This is a genomic window from Cereibacter johrii (assembly GCF_001720585.1).
GTDB classification, from domain to species: domain Bacteria; phylum Pseudomonadota; class Alphaproteobacteria; order Rhodobacterales; family Rhodobacteraceae; genus Cereibacter_A; species Cereibacter_A johrii.
Genome location: NZ_MABH01000251.1, coordinates 1 through 25,735, shown reverse-complemented (window position 1 = coordinate 25,735; position 25,735 = coordinate 1). Strand labels below are relative to the sequence as shown.

Here is a 25,735-nt window from a genome sequence, read left to right as displayed (position 1 = left end):
GTACCCCCCGAGGATATTTTTCCAGAGTGAGAGGAAGGCCGGTCGAGCCCTTGTTATCGGGCGGGGCGGCTTCGTGCTTTGCGGGTGAGGCTCGTCGCGCTAGGGTTGCCGGAACGACAAGAGCAGGCGGGGGCAGAGGATGCGGACGTTCCTTCTGGGACTGGGCCTGGCGCTGACGGCTGCGCCGGGGATGGCCGATCCGGTGGCGGTGTCGCAGCGGCCGGCGGCACGGGCGGAGGCGGCGGTGACGGAGGCGGAGCGGGCGGCGCAGGCGGGGCTTGAGGCCTGGGTGGTCCAGTTCCGGCCGCGGGCGCTTGCCGCGGGGATCCGGCCGGCGACCTTCTCTGCCGCCTTCCGGGATCTGCGTTACGATGCCGATGCGGTGGCGCGCGATCGCAATCAGGCCGAATTCAACCGCACCCTGTGGGACTATCTCGATTCGGCCGTGTCCGAGGCGCGGATCGCGGGCGGGCGGGCGGCCCTCGCGCAGCATGGGGTGCTGCTCGGGCGGATCGAAGCGCGCTATGGGGTGCCGAAGGAGATCGTGGTGGCGGTCTGGGGGATGGAGACCTCCTACGGGACGCGACGGGGCGACCATCCGCTGGTGGGGGCGCTCGCGACGCTGGCCCATGACGGGCGGCGCGCCCGCTTTTTCGAGGAGCAGCTGATCGCGGCGCTGAAGATCCTCGACAAGGGCGACGTGCGCCCCGAGGCCATGACCGGCAGCTGGGCGGGGGCGATGGGCCATACCCAGTTCATGCCGACCTCGTATCTTGACTTCGCGGTGGATTTCACCGGCGACGGGCGGCGCGACATCTGGTCGGACGATCCGTCGGACGCCCTGGCCTCGACGGCGGCCTATCTGGCCCAGTCGGGGTGGCGCAGCGGTGAGCCCTGGGGTGTCGAGGTGCGTCTGCCGGCGGGCTTCGACTTCTCCCGGAGCGGCAAGAGCCTGCGTCAGCCGCCCGCCCGCTGGGAGGCGCTGGGGGTGCGTCGCGTCGGCGGGTCGCCGCTGCCGGCAGGAGAGGCGGCCCTTCTGCTGCCAGCGGGGGCGCAGGGAGCGGCCTTCCTGATCTATCCGAACTTCCGTGCCATCGCGCGCTACAATCCTGCGGATGCCTATGTGATCGGCGTGGGCCATCTTGCAGACCGGCTGAAGGGCGCGCCGGCCATCGCGGGCGGCTGGCCGCGCGGCGACCGGGCGCTGGCCCTCGCCGAGCGGACCGAGCTGCAGCACCTCCTGACGGCGGCGGGCTTCGACACGGGCGGGGCCGACGGCATGATCGGCCCGAACACGCTTTCCGCGCTGCGGGCGTGGCAGGCGGCGCGCGGTCTGGTGGCCGATGGCTATGCCAATGAAGCGGTCCTGAACCGGTTGCGCGAAGGGGCCTGACCAGCGCCGCGCGAGGGGACTCCCCTTTCGCGACGCAGCCAAGTATGTTCCGGGTTCGTTCAAACGACTCGGGCACTGCCATGCCGTTCGTGGAACTGTCGGCCACGTCGAATTTCACCTTTCTCACGGGCGCCTCGCATCCCGAGGAGCTGATGCGGCGCGCCGCCTCTCTGGGCTTGCCGGCGCTGGCGATCGCCGACGAGAATTCCGTCGCCGGCATCGTGCGCGCCTATGGAGAGGCCAAGGAGATCGCGCGCGAGGCGGGCAGCGCCCCGCGCCTCCTTCCGGCTGCGCGGATCGTGGTGCGCGAGGGCATGAGCGTGACCGTCCTGCCGCGCGACCGCGCCGCCTGGGGCCGGCTCTGCCGCCTGCTGACCCTCGGACGGAGGGCCGCCCCCAAGGGCAGCTGCGACCTGGGCTTTGCCGATCTTCTTGCCCATGCCGAGGGACAGGAGATGCTGCTCCACCCGCCCGCGCGGTCCTCGGCAGGCTGGCAAACCCTGGCCGCGAGGTTGGCCGCGGCCTGTCCTAGGCGGGTCTCGCTGATCCTGGCCCCGCATTATACGGGTCAGGACCGTGTCCGGTTCGAGCGGCAGGCTCTGCTCGCCGCGCGGCTGGGGATCCCCACTGTCGCCTCGGGTCTGCCGATCCTGCATCATGGGGCGCGGCGGCGGCTGGCCGACGTGCTGACCGCGATCCGCCTGGGCTGCCGGGTGGACGAGCTGGGCCGCCGCGCGCTCGTCAACGGCGAGCAACGTCTGAGGTCGGAAGCCGAGATGCTGCGGCTCTATCCGGGGCACGAGGAGGCTGTTTTCCGCAGCGCCGAGATCGCCGGGCGGCTCGACTTCTGCCTGAGCGAGCTGCGCTACGAATATCCGTCCGAGATCTCCAAGGGAGAGAGCCCGGCGGATCGGCTGGCGCGGCTGACGCGCGAAGGCCTCGTCTGGCGCTTTCCCGCGGGCGTGCCCGAAAAGGTCGCGACCCAGGCGCGGCACGAGCTGGAGCTTATCGGCAAGCTCGGCTACGAGCCCTATTTTCTCACCGTGAATGATATCGTCCGGTTCGCGCGCGACCGTGGCATCCTCTGCCAAGGGCGGGGATCGGCGGCCAATTCCATCGTCTGCTATGCGCTGGGGGTGACATCGGTCGATCCCAAGGTGGGCACCATGGTCTTCGAGCGGTTCGTGTCGGAGGCGCGCAACGAACCGCCCGACATCGACGTGGATTTCGAGCATGAGCGGCGTGAGGAAGTGATCCAGCACATCTACAGCCGCTATGGGCGGGACCGTGCCGGGCTTTGCGCCACGGTGATCCACTATCGCGGAAAGCGGGCGGTGCGCGAGGTCGGACGGGCGATGGGCCTGAGCGAGGACACGCTGGCCGCCATGTCGAGCCAGATCTGGGGCTGGGGCGGCTCCGGCGCCCTGACCGAACGGCGCCTGCGCGAGATCGGCCTTGATCCGAACGACCGACGGCTCTGGCTGGCCCTGCAACTCATCGACGAGATCCAGGGCTTTCCCCGTCATCTTTCCCAGCATGTGGGAGGGTTCGTCATCACCGAAGGTCGGCTGGACGAGCTGGTGCCGATCGAGAATGCGGCCATGGAGGGTCGGACCGTCATCTGCTGGGACAAGGACGACATCGACATGCTGGGCATCCTCAAGGTGGACGTGCTGGCGTTGGGGATGCTGACCTGCATCCGCAAGGCGTTCGATCTGATCGAAAGCCACCACCACACCAGCTATACGCTCGCCACCCTGCCGCAGGACGATTCCCAGACCTACGACATGCTGTGCCGCGCCGACTCCCTCGGTGTCTTCCAGGTCGAATCGCGCGCGCAGATGAACTTCCTGCCCCGGATGCGGCCCCGCTGCTTCTACGATCTGGTGGTTCAGGTGGCGATCATCCGGCCGGGTCCGATCCAGGGCGACATGGTCCATCCCTACATCCGCCGCAGGAACGGGCGGGAGCGTCCGCATCTTCCCTCCGACGCGCTGGGCAAGGTGCTGGGCAAGACGCTGGGCGTGCCGCTCTTTCAGGAGCAGGCGATGCAGATCGCCATCATCGGGGCGAATTTCTCGCCGGAAGAGGCCGACCGGCTGCGTCGCGCGCTTGCCACCTTCAAGAAGCACGGCAACGTGACGGCGCTGAAGGAGCGCTTCATGAACGGGATGCTGGCCAACGGCTATGATGAGGACTTCGCCACCCGCTGCTTTTCCCAGATCGAGGGCTTCGGCTCCTACGGTTTTCCCGAGAGTCATGCGGCGAGCTTTGCCCTGCTGGTCTATGCCTCGGCCTGGATCAAGTGCCACCATCCCGGCATCTTCGCCTGCGCGCTGCTGAATGCGCAGCCGATGGGGTTCTATGCGCCCGCGCAGATCGTGCGGGATGCGCGCGCCCACGGGGTGATCGTGCTGCCGCCCTGCATCAATGCGAGCCTGTGGGACAATGTGATGGAGCGCGACAGACAGGGCCGTCTCGCCCTGCGGCTCGGGTTCCGCCAGATCAAGGGAGTGGCCGAGGAGGAGGCGCAGTGGATCGTGGCGGCGCGGGGCAATGGCTACCGCGCCGTGGAGGATGTCTGGCGGCGGGCCGGGGTTCCGCCCGCAACCGTGACCCGTCTGGCCGAGGCGGATTGCTTCGCCGCGCTGGGGCTGACGCGGCGCGAGGCGCAGTGGCAGGCCCGTGCCCTGTCGGGCGACAGGCCGCTGCCGCTTTTTGCAGGGGACATGGACGGCGAGGGGATCGTCGAGCCCGAGGTCGTCCTGCGGGAGATGACCTTGGGCGAGGAGGTGGTCGAGGATTACGTCTCCTTCCGTCTGAGCTTGCGCTCCCATCCGATGGCGCTTTTGCGCGAGCTGGTCTAGCGAGGCGGAGGTCACAGCGACATCACCGAGAGCGTGAGGGACAGGAGAGCCAGAGCGAGGGCGGCGAGCGACAGAAGGCGCAGCCCCCGGCCGGCAGGCGGGGCTGGATCCGGTTCCGGCCAGAGGGTCTCCATCCGGAGCTGGGCCCGCTCCACGCGCTCGGCAAGGGACTGCTGCGCCTCGAGCAGCGCACGGCAGGCGGCCACCTCCTCCAGCAGGCGCGCGAGAGCCCTCTGCTCGCCGGTCGGTTCGAGAACCCGGCTCAAGGGTTGAAGGATCACTTCCGTGCCGTCGGCCGCCACGGCCCGGACGGAGAGGGTGAACTCCATCCCCTCCATGAGCGGCGGATCTATCGGAGCACTGAACCCGTAGAGCCCGCTGCCGAACCGGTTCGCCTCGAGGTCCCGGCGCCGCCGATTTGCGGGAACGGTGGCGATGCGTTGTCCTTCGCGGCGGATTTCGACAGTGAGAGATGCCCCGGGATCGCGCCGGTCGATGGCCCAGCCGGCGATCCGGTCCCGCCGGAGGACGTCGACAACCCCATAGAGCGGAGAGACCGCCTCCTTCGCCTTGTCCGGAACGGGTTCCGCCAGCGTCATCGGTCAACTCGCCCGGGCGAGGGGACGCGGGAACCGGGCGGCGAGCCTCGCCGCCAGCCCCGGCGGTTCGGCCAGGTCGGCGGGCGTGACAAGGGGCGCCTCATAGGGTTTGACCGCTCCTTCGGCGATGCGGTCCTCGATCACGTCGAGCGCACGGGCAACGTCATCGAACGGGGCGGCGAACAGGTCGTAGATCGAATAGCGCCACCATTCGACGGCCAGAAGCCGCTCGATCAAGGGCTCGGGCACGCGGGTCCGCACCACGCGCCCGGGCGTGCCCAGCACGATCGAATAGGGTGGCACGTCCTTCGTCACCGTGGCGCGCGCGCCGATGACGGAGCCATGGCCGATCCGCACACCCGATTTGATGAAACAGCCCTGACCGATCCAGACATCATGGCCGATCTCGGTGATGGGGCAGCTTCTGGTGAAGGGCCGCTTGCCGGCGCGGATCTCGGCGGTGCGGTCGGGGGCGATCAGCTCGTCCCAGCCGTAGACCTGCGGCCAGTAGGAGGTGCGCGAGGTGGTGAGCCAGCTGGTCGGATGTTCGTGGACGCCGATGATCGTGCCGGCCGCGATGGAGCTGTAGCGGCCGATGTGGACATTGTTGAGCGTGCCGCCCGACAGGCTGCAGAAGGCGCCCACCTGCAACTCGGCGCCCGAGACCACCGTGCCGATGATGGTGGTGGGCGCCTCGATCCACGACGTCTGGGTGAGGGTCTTGACCTCGCGCAGGCCGGGCAGGCGCAGCCCGACCTCGGCCAGGCGAGCGAAATCCGCGTGCTTCAGGTCGAAGGGGATCTGGGCCATCGATTCTCCTTTCAGGCTCGGCGCCGCGGACTCAGCCTAACGGCCATCCATTGACGGGGGGTGAAGCGATCAGGGATCGTGCAGGGCGCCGCGCAGGTGGCGGAGGATCGGCTCGAGCAGATAATCCCCCGCCCGCCGTTCGCCGGTGCTGACCGAAACTTCGACCGGCATTCCCGCGCTGAGCCGCACCCAGTCGGGCTGCTCGGCAAGCGAACCCGGATCGAGCGTTACCCGAGCCTCGAAATAGGTCGTGCCGTCGCGCGGATCCTCGATGAGATCCGGCGAGACGAAGGAGACCTGCCCGCGGACGACCGGCGCCAGGGCGCGCCGATAGGCCGTCAGCCGCACCCGCGCCAGCCCTCCCTTGCGGACGTTGTCGATGGCCTCGGGCGGCACGCGCATCTGGATCACCAGATGATCGAGGTCGGGCACGATCTCCATCACGGCCGTCCCGGAGCCGATCACGGCGCCGGGCGTCACGGTGGGCACCTCGACCACCAGTCCCGCCTGCGGGGCCCGCAGCGTCCGACGCTCGAGCACGTCGCGCGTGGCGCGGATCTGGGCCTCGAGCCCCGGAAGCTGCCTCCCGGCGGCGGCCAGCTGCTCGGCCACCTCGGCCAGACGCAGCTGACCGGCGGTGGAGCGATCCATCCGGGCTCGCTCGACATCGGCCCGCGCCGCCCGGGCAAGCGCCAGATATTGCTCACGCGTCCCCGTCAGCGTCGTGATGTTGCGATCGAGTTCGACGAGCTTCTGGCGCGGACTTGCGCCCCGGTCGACCAGCGTCACGAGGTCGGCCCGCTCGGCCCGCCAGCTCTCGATCTGAAGATCCGCAGCCCGCGCCTGTGCATCGTTCGCCGCTCCCTGGGCGATCAGAAGCTCGATCTCGCGGTCGAGCGATCCGATCCGGTCGCGGTGCGCATTGAGGCGGCTCTGAAACAGGCGCACCTGGGCCGCCGTCCGCTCGGCATCGGGACCCGGCGCTGTGGCGGGATCGAGTTCCCCGGCGCCGGCGGCCTCGGCCCGCAGGCGCCAGATGTCGAAGAGCAGCCCCTCCCGCTCGGCCTCGAGCTGGATCAGCCGCTCGCGGTCCTGGACGGTGGCGAGCTGGGCTACGGGCTGGCCGGCGGCAACCCGGTCTCCCGGCGCCACCAGAAGCCGCTCCAGAAGGCCGCCCTCGAGGTTCTCGACGGTCTTGCGGCGGCTTTCGGCCAGGACCACGCCCTGGGTGATGACCGCGCCGTCGAGCCGGGCATAGACGGCCCAGCTGCCCAATGACACGGCGAGGGACAGGATGAGGATCAGCGCCGCCTGAAAGATGGGGCGGTAACTCGGGGGAGCCGGATCGTCCCAGGAGCCGGCCGCGCTCATGAGCGCCCCTCGCCCGCCTGTGCAACAGCGACCGGGGCGGGGCGCCGTTGCGGCCCGATAGCGGCCATCACCTCCGCCCGAGGTCCGTAATGGGCCACGGCCCCCTCGCGCAGCACGAGCAGCCGGTCGGCCTTGGCCAGCACCGACATTCGCTGAGCCACCACGAGCACCGCCGCGCCGCGCGCCCGCGCCTGCTCGACGGCCGAGACCAGCGCGGCCTCGCCTTCCGCATCGAGGCTTGCATTCGGTTCGTCGAGCACGAGAAGCTGCGGGTCGCCGAAGATGGCCCGGGCGAGCGCGATCCGCTGGCGCTGTCCGCCGCTCAGCCGCGCGCCGGCATCGGCGAGCCGCGTGCCGTAGCCCCGCGGCAGGCGGCCGATCAGATCGTGCACGCCAGCCTGCCGGGCGGCCGCGATCACCTCGTCCATCGACGCGTCCCGGAAGCGGGCGATGTTGTCGCGCACGCTGCCGTCGAGCAGGAGCGGCTCCTGCGGCAGATAGCCCACCGCGCGTCCGAAGCTCGTCCGTTCGTGGAGAAAGGTGCTTTGTCCGTCGAGGAAAAGACCGCCCGCGCTGGGCGGCCAGAGACCGACCGTCAGCCGCGCGAGCGTCGATTTTCCTGCGCCCGACGGGCCGATGACGCCGAGAAGCTCTCCGGGCCCGATGCGGAACGAGACGTTGCGCAGAAGGGGCAGGTCCTGGCCCGCGGGGATGTAGGTGACGCGGTCGGCCACCAGCAGCGCGCGCCCCACCGGCGCTGGCAGGGCGGAGCGGGGACTGCCGCCCTCTTGCAAAAGGCGCCGCAGCTGGCCGTGCGCCTCGGCCGCGTCCATCCATTGCCGCCAGCCGTCGATCAGATGCTCGAACGGCAGGAGCAGGCGGGACATGATCGCCATGGCGGCCACGATGGTGCCGATGGTGGCAGCCTGATCGACGACGAGGGTCGTGCCGATGCAGATCACGGCGATCTGGATGGCGGTGCGGAGGAAGCGCGCCAGCGAGGACAGGGCCCTGGCCCGTGCCTGCCCGCGATCGGCGGCCGCGAGCGACCGTGCCTGAGCCCTTCGCCAGCGCCGGGCGATGTCGGGCAGCATTCCCATCGCCGCGATGACCTCGGCGCTGCGCAGGGCGGTCGCGGTCTCGGCCTGCACGCTGCCGCCGGCCGCGAGGGCGCTGGCCACGGGGCGGCGGGCGAGGAGTTCGGTCACGATGCCCGTCCCGGCAAGAGCGGCGGCCCCGCCGAGACCGATCAGGCCGTAGGCCGGATCGAGGGCAAAGAGAACCACGAGGAGGACCGGGGTGAAGGTGAGGTCGATCGGCAGCGCGATGGCCCCGCCCGCGACGAAGCTGCGCAGGTCGGCCACGGCGCGCATCCCCTCGGCCGCAGCGGTGGGGCCGCCACGGAGCGCGGTCTCGACCGCTGCCACGAAGACGGGCTGGCCGAGCTGGCCTGCCAGCCGCGCCGCGAGGATCGCGAAGATCCGGGCCCGCAGCACGTCGAGCACGGCGCCGAAGACGAGCAGGATCGCGACCAGGCCGGTGAGGGCCGCCAGCGTGTCGAGATTGGCGCTGCCGATCACCCGGTCGTAAACCTGCGCATTGTAGAGCGGCAAGGCGAGGTGGAGGAGGTTTACGAAGAAGCCCACGAAGGCTGCGGCCCCCGTCCCGAGGGCGGCCTCGCGCAGGATGAGCCGGTAGAGGCCGGTCGGTTCGGCGGGGTCAGCCATGGCCCGCGCCCGCCGTCCCTCGCCGGGTGAGCAGCCGCTCGAACAGCCAGGCATGCTCGCGCGCGGCGCTTGCGGCATCGGTCGGCGGCTCGATGCCTGCGCGCAGCCTGTCCCAGAGAGCCGGGTCCCGGAGGGCGCGGATCATCGTCTCGGCCAGGCTTTCGGGGTTCGAGACGCGGAAATGCAGCCCGTCGATCCCGTCCCGCACCTTCTCGGCCATGCCGCCGATGTCGGAGGCGATGATCGGCCGCCCGTGATGGAACGCCTCCTGGATCACGACCGGCGCATTCTCCCACCAGGTCGAAGGCACGATGGTCCAGTCCACCTCGCGCATGAGGTGGGGCAGGTCCGCGCTCTTGTAGGAGCCCATGAAGCGCAGGCGGCGCCCCGCCATGCGGAAGAGATCGCGCACCTGGGCCTGGAACTCCTCGGGCTGGTGCTCGAGATTGCCGCCGAAGATGTAGAGGATCGCGTCGCCCCAGATCCGGTCGGGGATGCGGGTCACCGCCTCGACCAGCACCTTGATGCCCTTGAACGGATTGAGCTGGCCGAAATAGGCGAAGCGGTTGCGCGGCCCTCCCTCGGCCAGCGGCCGGGGCGGGGCGACGGGCCCGCCCTCGAGCCCGTTCTCGATCATCACCAGTTTCTGCCGCGGCAGCCCCCAGTCCTCGAACCGCGTCAGCAGGAAGCGGCTCGGGCTGACGAAGGCATCGACGCGGTCGAAGAAGCTCTTGATGAAGAGCTCGCGCCGCTTCATCGCCGCCGCCCCCATCTCGGGGAAGCAGAGGCCGCAGTCCGACGCCGAGGCGCGCAGGCAGAGCGCATGGCTGCGGGCCTTGATCATCTGGCCGTGGTGGGCGCAGATCGGCAGATATTCGTGCAAGGTCATCACGATGGGCACGGGGCCGAGCGCCCGGCGCACCGAGGCGATGGCCTGGATGCCGAAGCCCATGACATGGTGAAAATTCACGACGTCGGGCCGCAGGTCGGACAGGAACCGCTCGAAATGGCGCATGAGCCCATCGAGATCGGTCGTGCCCAGGTGAAACCAGTCGTAGTCGCCGGTCCAGAACAGCGTCTCGTCCGGGGCCTGTCCGAGCGACATGAGCGGCGTCGCCGCATGCCGCGCGACCGGAGGACCGACGCCCGCCATGTAATGCGCCTGCCATCCGGGCAGGCTCTTCAGCCCGGTGAAGAGATTGTGCGAGGCGACCTGCGCCCCGCCGATCGAGAAGGCGGGGTGGGCGTGACTCAGGACGAGCGCTTTCAAGGGCCGAGCCTTTCCTTGGCGCGCGCGGCGATCAGCGCGCCATCCACCTTTGCCATCAGGGTCGTGAAGGAATCGTTCTTGTCCGAAGGCTCCTGCAGCGCCCAGAAGGTGACCGAGCCCGAGCACCAGGTACCCGACCCCGTGGCATGGAGCCGATCGGCCAGATCCCGGTGCGCCATCCGGTCGCTGAAGAGCCGGCCGGTCAGTCCGCCCGCGGCCTCGAGCGCGGCGCGGCCGACGAGCGCGATCTCGGCGGCCCCGAAACCCGTGCGGCTGGGGCGGCCCTGCGCCAGCCAGGCTGCGGGATAGCCGAGCTGCGGGCAGATCGTCTGCGCCCCGGACCCGTGCTCCTCTCCGCCGTCGAAGCAGATCGAGCCGTCCTCATAGACGAGGCGCGGCGAGACGAGGCCCGGGGGCTGCGCCCATTGCGCCTCGCGGAGAAGCCGGGCCAGCCAGTTGCTTCGGGACGGCAGCGCGGAGGGCTCCCACAGCAGGAGGTGGGATCCGCGGCTGACGGCAATCCCGCTCTCCATCCGCGCCAGCAGGCTCTCGCTCTCGGGCACCAGAAGCAGCCGGCCGGAAAGGCCGTAGAAGCGGAAGGCCTCATCCAGCCGCTCAGCCAGCCCCTGCGCCGCCCGCGATGTGCTGACGAGCGTCAGGTCGAGAGCCTCGGCCTCGGGCGTGCCGGAAAGGAGGGCGAAGACGGGCTGAAGCTGCGCAAGGGTGCGGAAGGGCATGATGGCCGCGATGTCGCGCGGGGGCGCCTCGGCCCCGAGGGGGACGATCGCCGTGCGCCGGGCGATTGCGCGCGGCGGCGCGGCGGGCAGACCCGCGAGGAACGGCGCCAGCACCCGCTCGACCAGCGGACCCAGGGCCGGATCCTCGGGCGAGATCGGGGCCAGCAGCGTGGGCAACCGCTCGCGGCCCGCAAGCGGCGTGATGGCGATGGGCCGAAACAGGCAGGAATTGTCGTCGAGCACGAGCTCGAGATAGACTTCTGCTCCCTCGACCTTGGCGCGGGAGGCGGGCGCATAGGCCACGAAGCCGTGCATCGTGTCGCGTGGGTCGAGCAGTTTCGCGAAGCGCGGATCGCGGGCGAAGCCCTCGTGCAGGTCGGGCCGGGGCATCGCATGCCAGCGATCCTGCAACGGCGCGTAGAGATTGGCGTCGCTCTTGAGGATCACCCGCTCGACCCGGGACAGGGGGTCGAGCAGCCAGCCCATGGCAAGAAGCCCCCCGTCGGGCGCCTGATAGATCGCCTCGAAGGCGGCGGCGATGGGCAGGTCCGTCGCCGCGAGCGTGTCGCTTCCCGGATAGCGCGGCCGGCAGATCCGCCGCAGCGCGCGCCGCGAGGCCTCGGGCCCCGACAGGCGTGGCAGCATCCGGGCCACATGCGCGGATGCCACCGATCCGCTCAGATGCTGGACCGATCCGCGGACCAGTTCGAGCCGCCGGAACTCGCCGTCGGTGTCGAAGATCAGCGCCTGCACCGCCTCGTGATCCTGTCCGCGCCAGTCGCGGCAGTAGAGCGCGATCCCCTGGCCCGGCGGCAGGATGTCGTTGCGGTCGAAGGCCGCGATTTCGGCCTCGCAGAAGGAGAGGTCTCCGTCGAGCTTGGCGATCCGGCTGCGTCCGGTGCCGAGGCTCATCGCCCACCCCTGGGCGAAAAGGCCGTCGGTCTCGGGGGTCGCGAGGATCTCGATGAAGCCGTCGGGCAGCGCGGCGGCCTGCAGGAAGCCTGCCGCGAAGGCCCGATGTGCGCGGGCCTCGGCGGGCGGCAGGGTGGAATCGGCCGGCAGCGCCCGCAGGAGGAAGGCCAGCACCTCCCGCGGCAGGAGGCCCGCTTCCCGGACGAAATCCGCAAGCGCCTCGGGCGCGATCTCGATCCGGCGCGGCGTCTCGATCCGCGCGGCGTGCCCGTCGGCACCGCGCACGGTGGCCCGCTCGCAGAGCGCGGCCTCCACCAGGGCGAGGCCTGCAAAGCCCGCGTCCTGCGCCCAGGCCTCGGCCTGCCAGGCGGCCTGACCGCCCGACCAGTGCGCGTGGCCTGCGCGCGGCAGATCCTCGGTCGAGGTCAGCCCAAGGAGACTGCGCCCCCCGGGCAGGACGAGCGCAAGCCGGACGTCGGCCACTGCGACGGAGCCGGGAAGAAGGAAGGAGCCGTCTGCCGGGGTCATGCCGCGTGTCTCCCCTCCAGAAGGGATCGATAGAGATCGAGATGGGCGTCCACGAAGCGCTCGTGGCTGGTGCGGGGCTGCGCCGCGGCGAGCCGCGCCCAGAGATCGGCATCCCCCGCAGCCGTTCGCAGCGCCTCGGCAAGGGCCGCGGCATCTCCGGGAGGCACGAGGAGGCCCGTCTCGCCGTCCTTGACCATCTCGGCCATGCCGCCGATGCCCGAGGCGATCACGGGCCGTCCCGCGGCCTGCGCCTCGAGGATCACGAGCGGCGCATTCTCCCACCAGAGCGAGGGCACCACGACCCAATCCACATCGGCCATCCGGCTGGCCAGTGCGGCCCGGTCATAGGGGCCGGGGTGCTGGGCGAGGGGGCGTGCCTCCGCCAGCGCCGTCTCGAAGGCCGTGCGGAAGGCCGGCTCGGGATGGCGCAGGCCGCCGTGAAAGGCGATCCGCAGCACCGCGCCCTCCGCCTTGAGCTGCGTCGCCGCCTCGAGCAGGGTCAGCACGCCCTTGTGCGGGGCGAGCGTGCCGAAGAAGGCGAAACGGTCCCGGCGCGCCCGCGGCCTGTCCTGCATCAGCGCGAGCGGAGCCACCGCGTTCGGCATGAGCTGCAGCTTCGCCGCGGGCAGGCCCCAGTCGAGGAAGCGGTCCTTCAGGAAGCGGCTCGGCGCGAGGAAACAGTCCACGCCCTGCAGCAGGGTCGCGAGATAGGTCTTGCGCAGGGCGTGCCGGTCGGCGCCGAGCTCCGGGAAGCAGGCGCGGCAGCTGTCGGGCCGGGCGCCGCGGCAGCGGGATCCGTCGGGACGGGTAAGCAGCAGCCCCTCGTTCGGGCAGATGATCTGATAGTCGTGCAAAGTCATGACGATGCGGGCCGCCGGCGCGAAGCGGCGGAGAGCCGGCAGGATCTCCGCCCCGATCCGGTCGAGCCCGTGCAGATGGACCACATCGGGCTCGGCATCGGTCAGAAGGCGCCGGACCGATTCCAGCCAGCGCAGCCCGTCGTGTCGCTTCATCAGGAACCGGTCGTAGCCGCCGGTGCGCAGCACCATGTCATCGCCGAGATGGCCCAGGCTGCCTGCCATCGCCTCGGGCCGCTGAAGCGAGGTCGCGGCCGCGAGGAAGCGCGAAGCGAGGCCGCGGCGCGCCAGGGCGCGATGCAGGTCATGCGCCACGATCTCGGTACCGCCGCTCGTCCAGTCGGGATGATCGTGCGCGATCTGCAGGATGCGGAGCGCCATCAGAGTCCCTCCGCCGCGGCGGTCGCATGCGGCCGCAACTCCTCGACGAGCAGGGCTTCCGCGAAACCCGCGGGATGGGCGGCGCCTCCGAAGCGGCGGAAGGGGTGGCTCACGCGGAAGGGCGAGGGTGTGCCCGTGGCGCGATCCGCCGCGGCCAGCTCGGCGAGGGCCGGGGCGAGGTCAGGATGACCCGTGGCCGAGGCGAGAAGCCGCGCCACCCCCGCCCGGGACAGTCCCGCAAGCTCGGGAGACGGGAGCGAGGTGGTGGTCCCGGCAAGCCGTCGCGCAGGCAGCCCGTCGAGGGGCCGCAGGAGACCTTCCGCATCGAGATCTAGGGGGCCTTCCCAGACGGCGCCTTCATGACCGAGAACCGCCCCTGCCGTCACGAGGGCCGGCGTCTCCTCCAGATGCCGGAGCCAGTCTTCGAACCAACCCGGGGTCGCGGGCAGGACCGTGGCCCCAAGGAGAAGGACCGGCCCCTCGGTCAGGGCGGCGGTCGCCCGCAGCACCTCTGCCGGATGGGCCCGCGCATCGTGAAGGACGAGGCGGTGCGGCAGGTCGTGAAGCGCCGCCGCCGCCGCCGCCGCGTCGCGCAGCCGCGCAGCCGCGGGGCCTTCGGGAAGGGTGAGGAGGATCTCGGCCTGCCTGCTGCCGGCCCCGACCGCTGCGGCACGGGCAAAGATCAGATCGGGATGGGTGCCCGCCGGGGCGATCAGGGCGATCCGACCTGCCCGGATGGGACCGAATCGCTGGATCAGCACCGGGATCCGGCGCGGAGGGCAGGCGCTGCGGGCCGCGGCGAGCGCCCGCGCAGGGTTGGCCTCCGCCGGGCCCGAGATGCGGTGCCAGGCCTCCCAGACTTCGGCGAAGCCCTCCGGTGCGGTGCCGTCGAAGGTCGCGGGCTGCACGGTCGCCATGGTCGTGATCCGTCCCGAGCCGAGCACGATCTGGATGCGGCAGGGGGCCGCCTCCGCCTCATCGAGCGGCACGAAACCCGCGGACAGGCCCGTTCCTCCAGGGGCGCGGTGAAGATCGAGATCGAGATGCCGGCCCGCAAGTTCGAGGCGCAGGTTGCGGACCAGCCGCTCCGGATCCTCGAGCCGAAAGGCATGGAGCAGGCCGCCCGGCGCGACGCTGAGGCAACGGACAGCCAGCCGCACCGGCAGGTCGGGGCGCCTTATCTCGGCCAGAAGCGCCTGTGCCGCCGGGTCCTCTGCCGCAGCCGAGCTGACGCGGCCGAGTGCCCAGGCGCGGATGGCAGAGCTTCGACCTCTGAGCCAAACGGTCAGGGGCGCCGCAGCCTCCCCGGGGGGCGGCAGCCGCACCGGGTCGGGGGTGAAGATCACAAGATCCCCTTCGGCGCGGGCGGCGGGCGGCAGGTGGAGATGCAGCAGGCCACCCTCGATCCGCGCGTCGCATCCGGCCAGCCGCCGGATCTGCCGGCCGAGCGCCACCACCGGCGCACCCGGCGCGGGTGCCTCGGCCCAGGCGTGGCTTCGGATGGCATGGCCTGCCCCGAAGGCTGCGGCGCCGAGCGGCCGCGCCACAGGCACCGCGCAGAGGTCGAGCATCCGCTGCGCCAGCGCCGCCAGATCGGCGCCATGACCCGCAAACAGCGAGGCGGCGGTGGTGAGAAGCATCTTCAGGAGCCGGGTCCGGCCGCCTGCCGCCAGCCCCTCGATCAGCGCGGGCAAGGGTCTGAGCGGGGGCTGAAGCCATTCGGGCCGCGCCTCGGCCCTTGGCACGCCGTCGAGGGACAGGAGCAGGTGGCGCGCGAGAAGCTCCGGCATTTCCTGCGCAAGGAGAACGAGATGGCGCAGCCCGCCACGTTCGAGCGGCAGGGCCGCGGCCAGCGAGGGCGGCGGCACCGGACGGCCATCGAGCGTCACCGTGAGCCGCGGGCGTCGCCCGGCAACCGGGAGCGCATCCAGATAGATCGCGCACAGGCCCGTCGAGAGCGGCACGATCCGCAACTCGTCCAGCGCACGGGAAGGGCACGCAATGGCAGGCGCGATCGCCTCGCCAAAGGCGTCAGGTCTCATGTTCATGGCAGCCGTCCGGTTCGCGGGAAGCCGGCCGGGCGCTCGAACGCGCCCGACCGGCCGGTCTCAGACGATCGAGAAGTAGCGCGACGGGTCGGTCGCCACGTCATCGTAGGAGACGCCCTGCAGCAGCACGCTGTCGCCCTGACCGAAGTCGATCAGCGTGCCGGCGTCGCCCAGATCGAGCGCATAGCCGGCCACATCCTCGGCCGAGGCGAGCGTCACCCCCTCGAGGCTGCCCGAGATCTGCAGCATGTCGCCCTCGGAGAAGTCCATGATGACGTCGCCGCCGCCCGAGAAGGTCACGAGGTCGTTGCCCTCTCCGGTGTAGATCACGTCGTCTCCCGCACCGCCGTCGATCTGGTCGTCACCCGCCCCGCCCAGGATCAGGTCATCTCCCTCGCCGCCGGACAGCAGGTCATTGCCGTCCCCGCCGTCGAGCCGGTCGTCGCCGAGGCCACCCGACAGCAGATCGTCGCCCGCGTCGCCCGCGAGCGTGTCGTCTCCCTCGCCACCGTCCAGCGCGTCGTTGCCGGTCCCGCCCAGAAGGGCGTCGTTCCCGCTGCCCCCTTCCATCGTGTCGTCGCCCGCGCCGCCGGCGAACAGATCGTCTCCGGCGCCGCCCAGCAGGAGATCCTGCCCGGCCCCGCCCGAGAGCGTGTCGCTGCCGATCCCGCCGTCGAGCATGTCGTCCCCGGTGCCGCCGAGCAGCTGGTCGTCGCCCTCCTCGCCGAACAGTCGGTCGGCGCCGCTGCCGCCGTTCAGCAGGTCGTCGCCCAGTCCGCCGCGGATGAGATCGTCGCCGCTGGCGCCCGAGACGGTGTCGTTGCCGGCTCCTGACAGCACATAGTCGTTGCCCGAGGTGCCGAAGATGAAGTCGCTGAACGCGCCTCCCGGTATTGTGGCCATGGAAACCCCCTCTCCTTGAACCCGCACTTTCTGCGTGTGCAAACCTGTGCTCCGAGGGTGTTAACAGGGTCCTAATATCAGCCTTTGGTTGTTTAGGCTTTGTTGAAACTGCCACCACTTCAGATTGAGGCCTTAACTCCTGGGTAACAGGCTCGTCGCTTGATGATCGCCTGCGGGTTGCGGCAGGGGCCGCGCCGCCAAGGAAGCTTCGGGAGGCTCCATGGAACTGGCAGTGACGACAACCACCTTACCCTGGGCCGAACCGCCGGTCTGGCTCGGCTCCTTCTTCGCGCAGGGCCTGCGGTTCGACTCCGCCGCGATCGCGCCGCCCTGGGGCGCCTCGGCGATGGGAAGCTGCGGCCGCGACCTGCTGATCGCGTCTCCCTTCGGCTCCCCTCTGACCGGGGGGCCGGAGGGGGACGTGCTCGTCGGCCTCTGGGGCAAGGACCGGCTCTTCGGCAACGGCGGCGACGATCTCGTGCTGGGCGGCGGCGGCGCGGACATCCTGACGGGCGGCATGGGCAACGACCTGCTGGCGGGCGGCGCCGGGAACGACAGTCTGCACGGCGGGACCGGTGCCAACCTCTTGATCGGCGGGGCAGGAGACGACCTGCTGGACAGCCGCTGGTCGACCGATCCCGACCGCGGCGGCCTCTCCTTCGAGACCTGGCGCGCGACGAAGATCGGCACCGGCGACGTGATGCACGGCGGCGACGGGAACGACCGGATCGAGGCCTCGTTCGGGAACGACAGGCTGACGGGCGACGCGGGCGATGACATCGTCCGCGGTCAGGACGGCGACGACCGGTTGGAGGGCGGCGAGGGGCAGGACACGCTCTCGGGCGATGCGGGCGCCGATATCCTCTCCGGCGGGGCGGGGGACGACAGCCTCGACGGGGGCCTGGGCGACGACCGGCTCGACGGCGGAGAGGGGAGCGACCGGCTGATCGGCGGCAACGGCAATGACGTCACGGACGGGGGCGCGGCGCGCGACATCCTGTTCGGCGGCTACGGCGACGACCGGATGACGGCGGGCGAGGGCGACGACTGGGTGGACGGCGGCGGGGGCGACGACCTGATCGATCTGGGCGCGGGCGACGATTTCGTGGCCGCCATCGAGGATCTCGGGCGGGGCGACGACGTGATCTTCGGCGACGAGGGCAGCGACACGATGCTCGGCGGCCGCGGCTGTGACCAGATCGATGGCGGCGAGGGCGCCGACGTGCTGAACGGCGGCGCGGGCGACGATTTCCTGACCGGTGGAGCGGACGCGGACGCGTTCCAGATGCGCAGCGCGCACGGGATCGACACGATTGCGGACTTCTCCTCCGAGGACATGCTGATGATCACCCGCAACATCAACGGCATCGGGGGTGCGGACGGGCTGGTTTCGGTGGAAGAACTGACCGGGCGGATCGAGGATCTGGGCAGCGACTGCTTCCTCGATCTTGGCGGCGGCAACGGCGCGATGTTCCTCGGCGTCACTGCCGACGAGCTCGCGGGGCTCCTCCCCTCACATCTGGGCTATCTCTGAAGGCGGAAGGTCCCGGCAGAGGCTTCGCGCCGACCGGGATTTCACCTGCGCTCCGGTCCCGCCGCGCATTCTGCGGCGGGTGTCTCGGCAGCCGAGGCGTCTGGCACGTCCGGGAGCCGCATGTCGCCCATGCTGGGCCGGCAGCCGAAGCGTTCCGGCGCTTCCCCGTGCCTTCCCTTCTCCAAAGATGGAATCTGCGGGATCCGGGCCATGGAGGCAGCCGTGCGGGTCTCCTCAGGGCGCAGGTGGACCCCTGTGGCCGGAAACGGACCTCGTGTGTGGAGCGAGGACCGAGACTGACTTGACGCGGGTTCGTCTCTTTCGCCGCGTCAGTCGCAGCCGATCTTCCCTCGGTCGTGGCGGCAAGGGGAAGGTCCATCTCGCCGCGGTCTCGAGCAGGACAAGTCTTCCGGAGCGGGACTTCTCCCGTAGGGACCCGAAAATGCAGCACGCCTGCCGACATCCGTCGGCAGGCGTGCGCATCATCCCGGAAGGCGCCCGCAGAAGCGGGGGCGGCCCTCGTTCCGGAAAGGATCAGGCCTCGCCGGCCTCTTCCTTCTCTTTCTTCTCGGGCTGGATCTCCTGCCCGGTCTCCTGATCGACCATCTTCATGCCGAGGCGGACCTTGCCGCGCTCGTCGAAGCCGAGAAGCTTGACCTTCACTTCCTGACCTTCCTTCAGCACCTCGTTGGGATGCGTCAGGCGCTTGTTGGCGATCTGCGAGACGTGCACGAGGCCGTCGCGCTTGCCGAAGAAGTTCACGAAGGCGCCGAAATCGACGAGCTTCACCACCTTGCCGGTGTAGATCTGGCCCTCTTCCGGCTCCGCCACGATCGACCAGATCATGTCGTAGGCCTTCTTGATCGCCGCCTGATCGTTCGAGGCGATCTTGATCACGCCGTCGTCGTTGATGTCGACCTTGGCGCCAGAGGTTTCCACGATCTCGCGGATCACCTTGCCGCCCGAGCCGATCACTTCGCGGATCTTGTCGGTCGGGATCGTCAGCGTTTCGATCTTCGGCGCATAGGCCGAGAAGGAATTGGCCGACGAGAGCGCCTTCGACATCTCGCCGAGGATGTGCATCCGGCCGTCCTTCGCCTGGGCGAGGGCCTGCTCCATGATCTCGGGCGTGATGCCCGCGACCTTGATGTCCATCTGCAGCGAGGTGATGCCGTTCTCGGTGCCGGCAACCTTGAAGTCCATGTCGCCGAGGTGATCCTCGTCGCCCAGGATGTCGGTCAGCACGGCCCATTTGCCATCATCCTCGAGGATGAGGCCCATGGCCACGCCCGCAACCGGCGCCTTCAGCGGCACGCCCGCATCCATCATCGACAGCGACCCGCCGCAGACCGAAGCCATGGACGAGGAGCCGTTCGATTCGGTGATCTCGGAGACCACGCGGATCGTGTAGGGGAAGTCGGTCGCCGCCGGCAGCACCGCCTGCAGCGCGCGCCAGGCGAGCTTGCCGTGGCCGATCTCGCGCCGGCCCGGAGGCCCGAAGCGGCCCACTTCGCCGACCGAATAGGGCGGGAAGTTGTAGTGCAGCAGGAAGTTCGAGCGCGAGTTGCCGTGCAGCGCGTCGATGATCTGCTCATCCTCGCCGGTGCCGAGCGTGGTCACGACCAGCGCCTGCGTCTCGCCGCGGGTGAAGAGCGCCGAGCCATGGGTGCGCGGCAGCACGCTCGTCTCCGAGATGATCGGACGGACGGTCTTGGTGTCGCGGCCGTCGATGCGCGCGCCCCCGTTGATGATGTCGCCGCGCAGGATCGAGCTTTCCAGCTTCTTGAAGGCGGTGCCGAGGTTCTCGTCGGCCAGTTCCGCTTCCGAGAGCTGCGCCTTCACCGCGGCACGGGCCGCGTCGATGGCATTCACCCGGTCCTGCTTCTCGCGGATCGCGAAGGCGGCGCGCATCTGCGCCTCGCCCAGCGATTTCACCTTGGCATAGAGCGCGGCATAATCCGGCGGCGAGAAGTCGAAGGGCTCGTGGGCGGCTTCCTCGGCGAAGTCGATGATCATGTCGATCACCGGCTGCATCGCCTCGTGGCCGAACTTCACGGCGCCCAGCATCTCGGCCTCGGACAGCTCGTAGGCTTCCGATTCCACCATCATCACGGCGTCCTTGGTGCCGGCGATGACCAGATCCAGCCGCTGCTCGGGGTTCTCGCGCAGCTTCTGCATGTCGTCGACATCGGGGTTCAGCACATATTCGCCGCCCACGAAGCCCACGCGCGCCGCCCCGATCGGGCCCATGAAGGGCACGCCCGAGATGGTCAGCGCCGCCGAGGCCGCGATCATCGCCACGATGTCGGGCTCGTTCACGAGGTCATGGCTGAGAACGGTGACGATCAGCAGCACTTCGTTCTTGAAGCCGTCCACGAAGAGCGGGCGGATCGGACGGTCGATCAGGCGGGAGGTCAGCGTCTCCTTCTCGGAGGGGCGCGCCTCGCGCTTGAAGAAGCCGCCGGGCACCTTGCCCGCGGCATAGTAGCGTTCCTGATAGTGAACCGTCAGCGGGAAGAAGTCCTGGCCCGGCTTCGCGGCTTTCGCGAAGGTCACGTTGGCCATGACCGAGGTCTCGCCCAGCGTGGCGATGACCGAGCCATCCGCCTGACGGGCGACCTTGCCGGTCTCGAGGGTCAGCGTCTCGCCGCCCCATTCGATCGATTTCTTTGTAACGTTGAACATCTCTTATCCTGTCCTGACCGGGGGACCCTCCGCCCGGCCTGTTGCGTACGGGCCGCATGCCCGTGGCTCCTGTCTCATGCCGTGGCCTGTCCCGCGGAGCCCGTCGGGGAGGCCGTCATCCGCGGGGAACGTCCCCGCGTCCGGAATAGGAAAACGCGCCCCGCAGGGCGCGCTTCAAGGTCAGCGGCGGAGGCCCAGACGCGCGATGAGCGCGGTGTAGCGGCCTTCGTCCTTCTTCTTGAGGTAGTCGAGCAGCTTGCGGCGCTGCGCCACCATCATCAGCAGGCCCCGACGGGAGTGGTTGTCCTTCTTGTGGGCCTTGAAGTGCTCGGTCAGCGTCGCGATGCGCGAGCTGAGCACCGCCACTTGGACTTCCGGCGAGCCGGTGTCGCCTTCCTTGGTGGCATATTCCTTGATGAGGCGGGCTTTTTCTTCGACGGTGATCGACATCGGATACTCCGTGTTGTGGGTGACGGCACGAGCCGGGATGTCGTCCAGCAAGGCCCTTGTCTTCCGCCCGGTGAAGGGCGGATGCGCGCCTATACGGGAAAAACGCCTGAAAGGAAAGCGGCTTTTCCCGCAAGGCCCCGTCCGGGCGGCAATCGGCCGGGCCGGGGATGTTCGCGCTGCGGTTGATAGGGGGCTTTTCCGCAGCCGGAAAGGGCGATCGTTCGAGCCCGCCTCCGGGCCGCTTCAGACGTCCCAGAGGATCGGCTGCTGGTCGTAGCCGATGTAGAGGGGATGTTTCGGCTGGCCATCGCGGTTCAGCCCGAGATGGTGGAGCGGAAGCCCCGTCGCCCGAAGCAGCGCCTCCACCTGCCGGCCGCGGTCGAGGAAGGCGCCGTGCGCGCCCCAGGCGCAGACGATCCGGTCGGCCCAGGGCGCGGAATGGGCGATGGCCTCGTCATTCTCGGGATTGCCCACCGGATCGGGCGCGGCGCGCATCTTTTTCGGGTCGGTGTCGCGCCAGGCGAAGATGTTGCAGACCCGGAAGGCGCCGAAGCCCAGGGTGCGCGCCCGCCGCTCGCAGCGCTCGACGGTGGGATCGTTCTGGAATTCCGTGGCCGTCGACGGGTTCAGCATGACGAACAGCGCCTTCGTCCCCTCGGGATCCCAGACCCGGGTCAGGAGATAGCGGTAGCGTTCGCAGTCGGAATAGACCGCCGTCGAGGGCGCGTCGCCCTTCACGAAGCTGCGGGTAATCATCTGGCCTCCGGTTCGAGGCCCCCACCTAAGGCAGCGCCGGCGGCCGAGGCAAGGGCAGGGCCGCGCCTGTTTCGGCCGAAACGGATCCGGGCCGAGGCCGCCTGCACCTGCACGCAGGCTGATCGCCCCCGCGAGCGGCGACCGCGCTGCCTCTGAAGGGGTTCCCGCGTGCGGGAAGGGTCGGCACGAGGCGGGCGATGGTGTCAGCTCCCTGCAGGCGAAACAGCCGTTCTCCCGGTTCCGAGTGGGGGCCGCCCTGTCCATGTCCCCGGCAGGGCTGCGCGAGGGGGTTCGATGCCCCCTCGCGCAGCTCCTCCCTCCGGGACAGGATTTCGGCGCGGCCCCTTGGGTACCGCATCCTCGGACTGTTCAGCCGGAGGCCGGAGCGCGCCCCCGGCAAGGGTCCGGCCTCAGGGGCGGCTCAGAGCTGGAAGCTCGGCGTCGAGGCCGACAGCGCCTTCTCCTCCTCGTTCATGTCCTCGCCGATCGCCTGGAAGAGTGGGGTCGACATGTAGCGCTCGCCCGTATCGGGCAGCATGGCGAGGATCACCGAGCCCTTCGGCGCGCGTTCGGCCACCTGCCGCGCCACCGCGAAGGTCGAGCCGCCCGAGACGCCGGTGAGGATGCCCTCCCTGGCCGCCAGCTCGCGCGCCCATTTCATCCCGTCCTCGCCCGCGACCGGGATCAGCTCGTCATAGGCGCCGGCGTCGAGCCCTTCCTGCAGCACCTTCGGGATGAAGTCGGGCGTCCAGCCCTGGATCGGGTGCGCCTCGAAGGCCGGATGGCCCGAGGCCGCGGTGCCGTCGGCATGGCGTTCCTGCGGCACGCCCGAGGCCACGAGCTGCGCATTCGCAGGCTCGGAGAGCACGATCTTCACCTCCGGCCGTTCGCGGCGCAGCACCCGCGCGACGCCCGTGACCGTGCCGCCGGTGCCGTAGCCCGTCACGAACCAGTCGAGCCGCTCGCCCGCGAAGTCCGCCACGATCTCGCGCGCGGTGGTAGCCTCGTGAATGTCGGCATTGGCGTCGGTCTCGAACTGGCTCGCGAGGAACCAGCCATTCGCCTCGGCCAGCTCCTGCGCCTTGCGATACATGCCGAAGCCCTTGCCGCCGCGCGGGGTCAGGACGACTTTCGCGCCCAGAAGCCGCATCAGCCGCCGCCGCTCGACCGAGAAGGCCTCGGACATGGTGATGACCAGCGGATAGCCCTTCTGGGCGCAGACCATGGCGAGCCCGATCCCGGTATTGCCCGAGGTCGCCTCGACGACGGTCATGCCGGGCTTGAGCTTGCCCGACCGTTCCGCCGCCTCGATGATGTTCAGCGCGAGCCGGTCCTTGACCGAGGCCGCCGGGTTGAAGAACTCGGCCTTGACATAGATCGTCACGCCCTCGGGCGAGAGGTTGTTGATGCGGATGATGGGCGTGTTGCCCACCGTGTCGAGCACGCTGTCGTAGAGCCTGCCGCGGCCCTCGGTCGTCCGGATCTTCTGGGCATCCATGATGCGTCTCCTGTCATTCCCTTTGCCCCAGCTTAACCCGTTCCGGCGCGGTGTGTTTCCCCTTTTTCGCGAGAGGCCTGGAGCACTGTCCCCGGCAAGGGGCCGCATCCGGAACGGTGTCACCTGCCGCGGCGGAGGAAGGGTCGGACGGATGGTCGAGTCTGCGACCCGTTCCAGCAGCTTGCGCAGGGGCAGGGCGCAGGGTCTCGGGCGCCCTTCGCAGGCGCGAGGCCTGCGCCGCCGGATCAGAGGTTGAACACGCGGCTCGGATGCAGCTCGCCCGACTTGTAGATGCCCACCGCGACGGGCTGGCCCTGGAAGCTCGCCCAGGCTTCCTCGCCGAACTCGACATCCGAGGCGATGACCATGCCGGGATTGCCGCACCGGAGCCGCGCGGCCCCCTCGGGCGTGGCGGGCAGTTCGGGCAGGTCGGCGAGCCCCTTCGCCAGCGGCAGCACATGGGCCAGAAGCGCTTCGCTCCGGGCCAGTTCGTCGATGGTCGCGACCGAAATCCCGTCCTCGGCCTCGAACGGCCCCGACCAGGTGCGGCGCAGCCAGGCGACATGACCGTGACAGCCGAGCGCCTCTCCGAGATCGCGCGCGATGGAGCGGACATAGCCGCCCTTGCCGCAGACCATCTCCAGCTCGACATGGTCCGCGTCGGGCCGCGAGAGGATCTCGAGGCTCTCGACCCAGAGCGGACGGGCCGCCAGATCCAGCCGCTCGCCGTCCCGGGCCAGATCGTAGGCCCGTTCGCCCTCGACCTTCACCGCCGAGAATTGCGGCGGCACCTGCTGGATCTCGCCCCGGAAGGCCGCCAGCGCCGCCTCGATCTCCGCATCCGTCGGGCGCGCCTCGGAGGTGGCGATCACCTCGCCGCTCGCGTCGTCGGTGCGGGTGGACAGGCCCAGCCGCACCATGAAGCGGTAGCATTTCAGCGCATCGGTGATGTAGGGCACGGTTTTCGTGGCCTCGCCCAGGGCTACGGCCAGAACGCCCGTCGCATCGGGGTCGAGCGTGCCCGCATGGCCCGCCTTCTGCGCCTCGAGCGCCCAGCGCACCTTGTTCACGACCGCGGTCGAGGTCATGCCCGCAGGCTTGTCCACCACCAGCCAGCCCGAGATCGCCCGGCCCTTGCGCGTCCGTCCCATGCTCGTCCCTCCAGAAAGAAGGCCGCCTGCTAGCCGCTCGGGCCCGGCGCGTCAACGGCGCCCGGTGTCAGGGCTTCGGAACCACGAGACCCACGATCGGCCCCATCGGCGTGCCCCAGTCCGACCGGCGCGCGCCGCGGTCGTAGAGCCGCGAGATCGAGCCGTCGAAATAGAGCGCCTCGGGCAGCCCGAGCTCGTCGCGGAAGAGACGGCCGAATTCGTGGAACGTGACCGGGCGGTTCGAGATGGCGAAGACCGCGCGGCGGCCGTCGGCGCTCACGCCCACCCCGTTGCGGATATAGCGCGAATCGCTGTCCACGAGGAACCGCGGATGGAGTTCGCCCCCGATCACCAGCATCGGCCCCGACTGGCTCGCATGGCGGCAGGCGGGACGTTCGGCGGCGAAGCTGCGCGATTCGATGACGCGGAAGCCGTCGCCCACGCAGAAGACCCCGTTCGGCAGCAGTCCGAAATTGCCGGGCCCGGCCGAGGTCACGAGGGGCGCGCGCTCGACCTCCTCCTCGATCAGCAGCCCCACCGGGCGGCGGTCGGCATGATACATCCCCGCGTTCATCGCGAAGGCCAGCTGGCGTCCCTCGCTCTCCAGCGCGCTGTTGATGCGCTCGAAACTGCCGTAGGGCCTGCCGTCCGGCGCGGTCTGGAAGATGCGGATGTCGTCGCCCGCCTGCGCCTCGCACAGGCTGTAGCGCGTGCCCTCGAAGGTCAGATCGCGGCAGGCGGGTTCGGCCGTCGCGCAGGCCGCGGGCCAGAGCGCGAACAGGATGGCTGCGAGCCTAGTCCTCATCCGCCTCTCCGCCGCCGCGGATGTCGCGCTGCACCGTCTCGTCCGAGAAGAGCCGCCGCGTCTCGTCCAGCCGGTCGAAGGTCTCGTCCGGGCGGAAGCGCAGGTCGGGCGCATATTTCAGCGTCATCTGCCGGGTGATGTGGTGGCGCAGCTCGCCCCGGTGCTTGGACAGGAGCGCGATCGCCTCCTCCACATCCTTGCCGCCCAGCGGCATGACATGGACGGTCGCGACCTTCAGATCCGGCGAGCAGCGCACCTCGCCCACCGTGATCGACAGGCGGTTGAGCTCGGGGTCGTGGATCTCGCCCCGGTTCAGCACGTCCGCCAGGGTGCGGCGGATGAGTTCGCCGACGCGAAGCTGGCGTTGCGAGGGGCCGGTGCCGGTGTGGGATCTGTGTGCCATGGGGCCCATGTAGGGCCTTTCTTGCGGCCCCGCAACGCCCGCCAGCGCCC

General features: G+C 70.1%; 19 protein-coding genes. 3 read left to right on the top strand and 16 right to left on the bottom strand.

The genetic code is table 11. The features are described from left to right. The first annotated feature begins 139 nt into the window (after positions 1-139). On the top strand, positions 140-1,393 hold the full coding sequence (locus A9O63_RS21405; protein ID WP_069333675.1) for a lytic murein transglycosylase: 1,254 nt from the start codon (positions 140-142) through the stop codon (positions 1,391-1,393). 80 nt (positions 1,394-1,473) lie between these two features. Next, positions 1,474-4,260: an error-prone DNA polymerase gene (locus tag A9O63_RS21400; RefSeq protein ID WP_069333674.1), complete on the top strand. Its 2,787-nt coding sequence runs from the start codon at positions 1,474-1,476 to the stop codon at positions 4,258-4,260. Between the two features lie 11 nt (positions 4,261-4,271). On the opposite strand, the gene A9O63_RS21395 is transcribed toward A9O63_RS21400, so the two are convergent. From A9O63_RS21395 to A9O63_RS21355, 9 genes are all read right to left on the bottom strand, one after another. After that, complete coding sequence (locus tag A9O63_RS21395; RefSeq protein ID WP_069333673.1) at positions 4,272-4,859, bottom strand: hypothetical protein; 588 nt, start codon at positions 4,857-4,859, stop codon at positions 4,272-4,274. A gap of 3 nt (positions 4,860-4,862) precedes the next feature. Beyond that, complete coding sequence (locus A9O63_RS21390) at positions 4,863-5,669, bottom strand: CatB-related O-acetyltransferase (protein ID WP_069333672.1); 807 nt, start codon at positions 5,667-5,669, stop codon at positions 4,863-4,865. Between the two features lie 69 nt (positions 5,670-5,738). Next, on the bottom strand, positions 5,739-7,040 hold the full coding sequence (locus A9O63_RS21385; protein ID WP_069333671.1) for an HlyD family type I secretion periplasmic adaptor subunit: 1,302 nt from the start codon (positions 7,038-7,040) through the stop codon (positions 5,739-5,741). After that, on the bottom strand, positions 7,037-8,767 hold the full coding sequence (locus A9O63_RS21380; RefSeq protein WP_069333670.1) for a type I secretion system permease/ATPase: 1,731 nt from the start codon (positions 8,765-8,767) through the stop codon (positions 7,037-7,039). The genes A9O63_RS21385 and A9O63_RS21380 overlap by 4 nt, the downstream gene beginning before the upstream one ends. Then, complete coding sequence (locus A9O63_RS21375; protein WP_069333669.1) at positions 8,760-10,037, bottom strand: glycosyltransferase family 4 protein; 1,278 nt, start codon at positions 10,035-10,037, stop codon at positions 8,760-8,762. The genes A9O63_RS21380 and A9O63_RS21375 overlap by 8 nt, the downstream gene beginning before the upstream one ends. After that, positions 10,034-12,214, bottom strand: a complete 2,181-nt coding sequence (locus tag A9O63_RS21370; protein WP_069333668.1) for a hypothetical protein — start codon at positions 12,212-12,214, stop codon at positions 10,034-10,036. Before A9O63_RS21370 ends, A9O63_RS21375 begins: the two co-directional genes overlap by 4 nt. After that, positions 12,211-13,452, bottom strand: coding sequence for a glycosyltransferase family 4 protein (locus tag A9O63_RS21365; protein WP_069333667.1), 1,242 nt, complete (start codon positions 13,450-13,452; stop codon positions 12,211-12,213). The genes A9O63_RS21370 and A9O63_RS21365 overlap by 4 nt, the downstream gene beginning before the upstream one ends. Further along, on the bottom strand, positions 13,452-15,500 hold the full coding sequence (locus A9O63_RS21360; protein WP_069333666.1) for a hypothetical protein: 2,049 nt from the start codon (positions 15,498-15,500) through the stop codon (positions 13,452-13,454). The genes A9O63_RS21365 and A9O63_RS21360 overlap by 1 nt, the downstream gene beginning before the upstream one ends. 60 nt (positions 15,501-15,560) lie before the next feature. Next, a complete protein-coding gene (locus tag A9O63_RS21355; protein WP_069333665.1) occupies positions 15,561-16,403 on the bottom strand; it encodes a calcium-binding protein in 843 nt (280 codons plus the stop codon). Between the two features lie 220 nt (positions 16,404-16,623). Between A9O63_RS21355 and A9O63_RS21350 the strand changes: the two genes are divergently transcribed. Continuing rightward, positions 16,624-17,937, top strand: coding sequence for a calcium-binding protein (locus tag A9O63_RS21350; RefSeq protein ID WP_069333664.1), 1,314 nt, complete (start codon positions 16,624-16,626; stop codon positions 17,935-17,937). Between the two features lie 534 nt (positions 17,938-18,471). On the opposite strand, the gene pnp is transcribed toward A9O63_RS21350, so the two are convergent. The 7 genes from pnp to rbfA all read right to left on the bottom strand — a co-directional run bounded on the left by pnp (position 18,472) and on the right by rbfA (position 25,685). Next, complete coding sequence (gene pnp, locus A9O63_RS21345; protein WP_069333663.1) at positions 18,472-20,622, bottom strand: polyribonucleotide nucleotidyltransferase; 2,151 nt, start codon at positions 20,620-20,622, stop codon at positions 18,472-18,474. Positions 20,623-20,802: 180 nt separating this feature from the next. Next, positions 20,803-21,072, bottom strand: a complete 270-nt coding sequence (rpsO, locus tag A9O63_RS21340; RefSeq protein WP_002721510.1) for a 30S ribosomal protein S15 — start codon at positions 21,070-21,072, stop codon at positions 20,803-20,805. Positions 21,073-21,315: 243 nt separating this feature from the next. Then, a complete protein-coding gene (locus A9O63_RS21335) occupies positions 21,316-21,828 on the bottom strand; it encodes a DUF1643 domain-containing protein (RefSeq protein ID WP_069333662.1) in 513 nt (170 codons plus the stop codon). A 421-nt stretch (positions 21,829-22,249) separates the two neighbouring features. Then, the gene (locus A9O63_RS21330; protein ID WP_069333661.1) at positions 22,250-23,326 is read right to left on the bottom strand and encodes a PLP-dependent cysteine synthase family protein; all 1,077 of its coding nucleotides are present in this window, start codon (positions 23,324-23,326) and stop codon (positions 22,250-22,252) included. A gap of 245 nt (positions 23,327-23,571) precedes the next feature. After that, positions 23,572-24,477: a tRNA pseudouridine(55) synthase TruB gene (gene truB, locus A9O63_RS21325; protein WP_002721504.1), complete on the bottom strand. Its 906-nt coding sequence runs from the start codon at positions 24,475-24,477 to the stop codon at positions 23,572-23,574. 67 nt (positions 24,478-24,544) lie between these two features. Beyond that, the gene (locus tag A9O63_RS21320) at positions 24,545-25,282 is read right to left on the bottom strand and encodes a phosphodiester glycosidase family protein (RefSeq protein ID WP_069333660.1); all 738 of its coding nucleotides are present in this window, start codon (positions 25,280-25,282) and stop codon (positions 24,545-24,547) included. After that, positions 25,272-25,685, bottom strand: coding sequence for a 30S ribosome-binding factor RbfA (rbfA, locus tag A9O63_RS21315; protein WP_180325497.1), 414 nt, complete (start codon positions 25,683-25,685; stop codon positions 25,272-25,274). Before rbfA ends, A9O63_RS21320 begins: the two co-directional genes overlap by 11 nt. Positions 25,686-25,735: the final 50 nt, after the last annotated feature.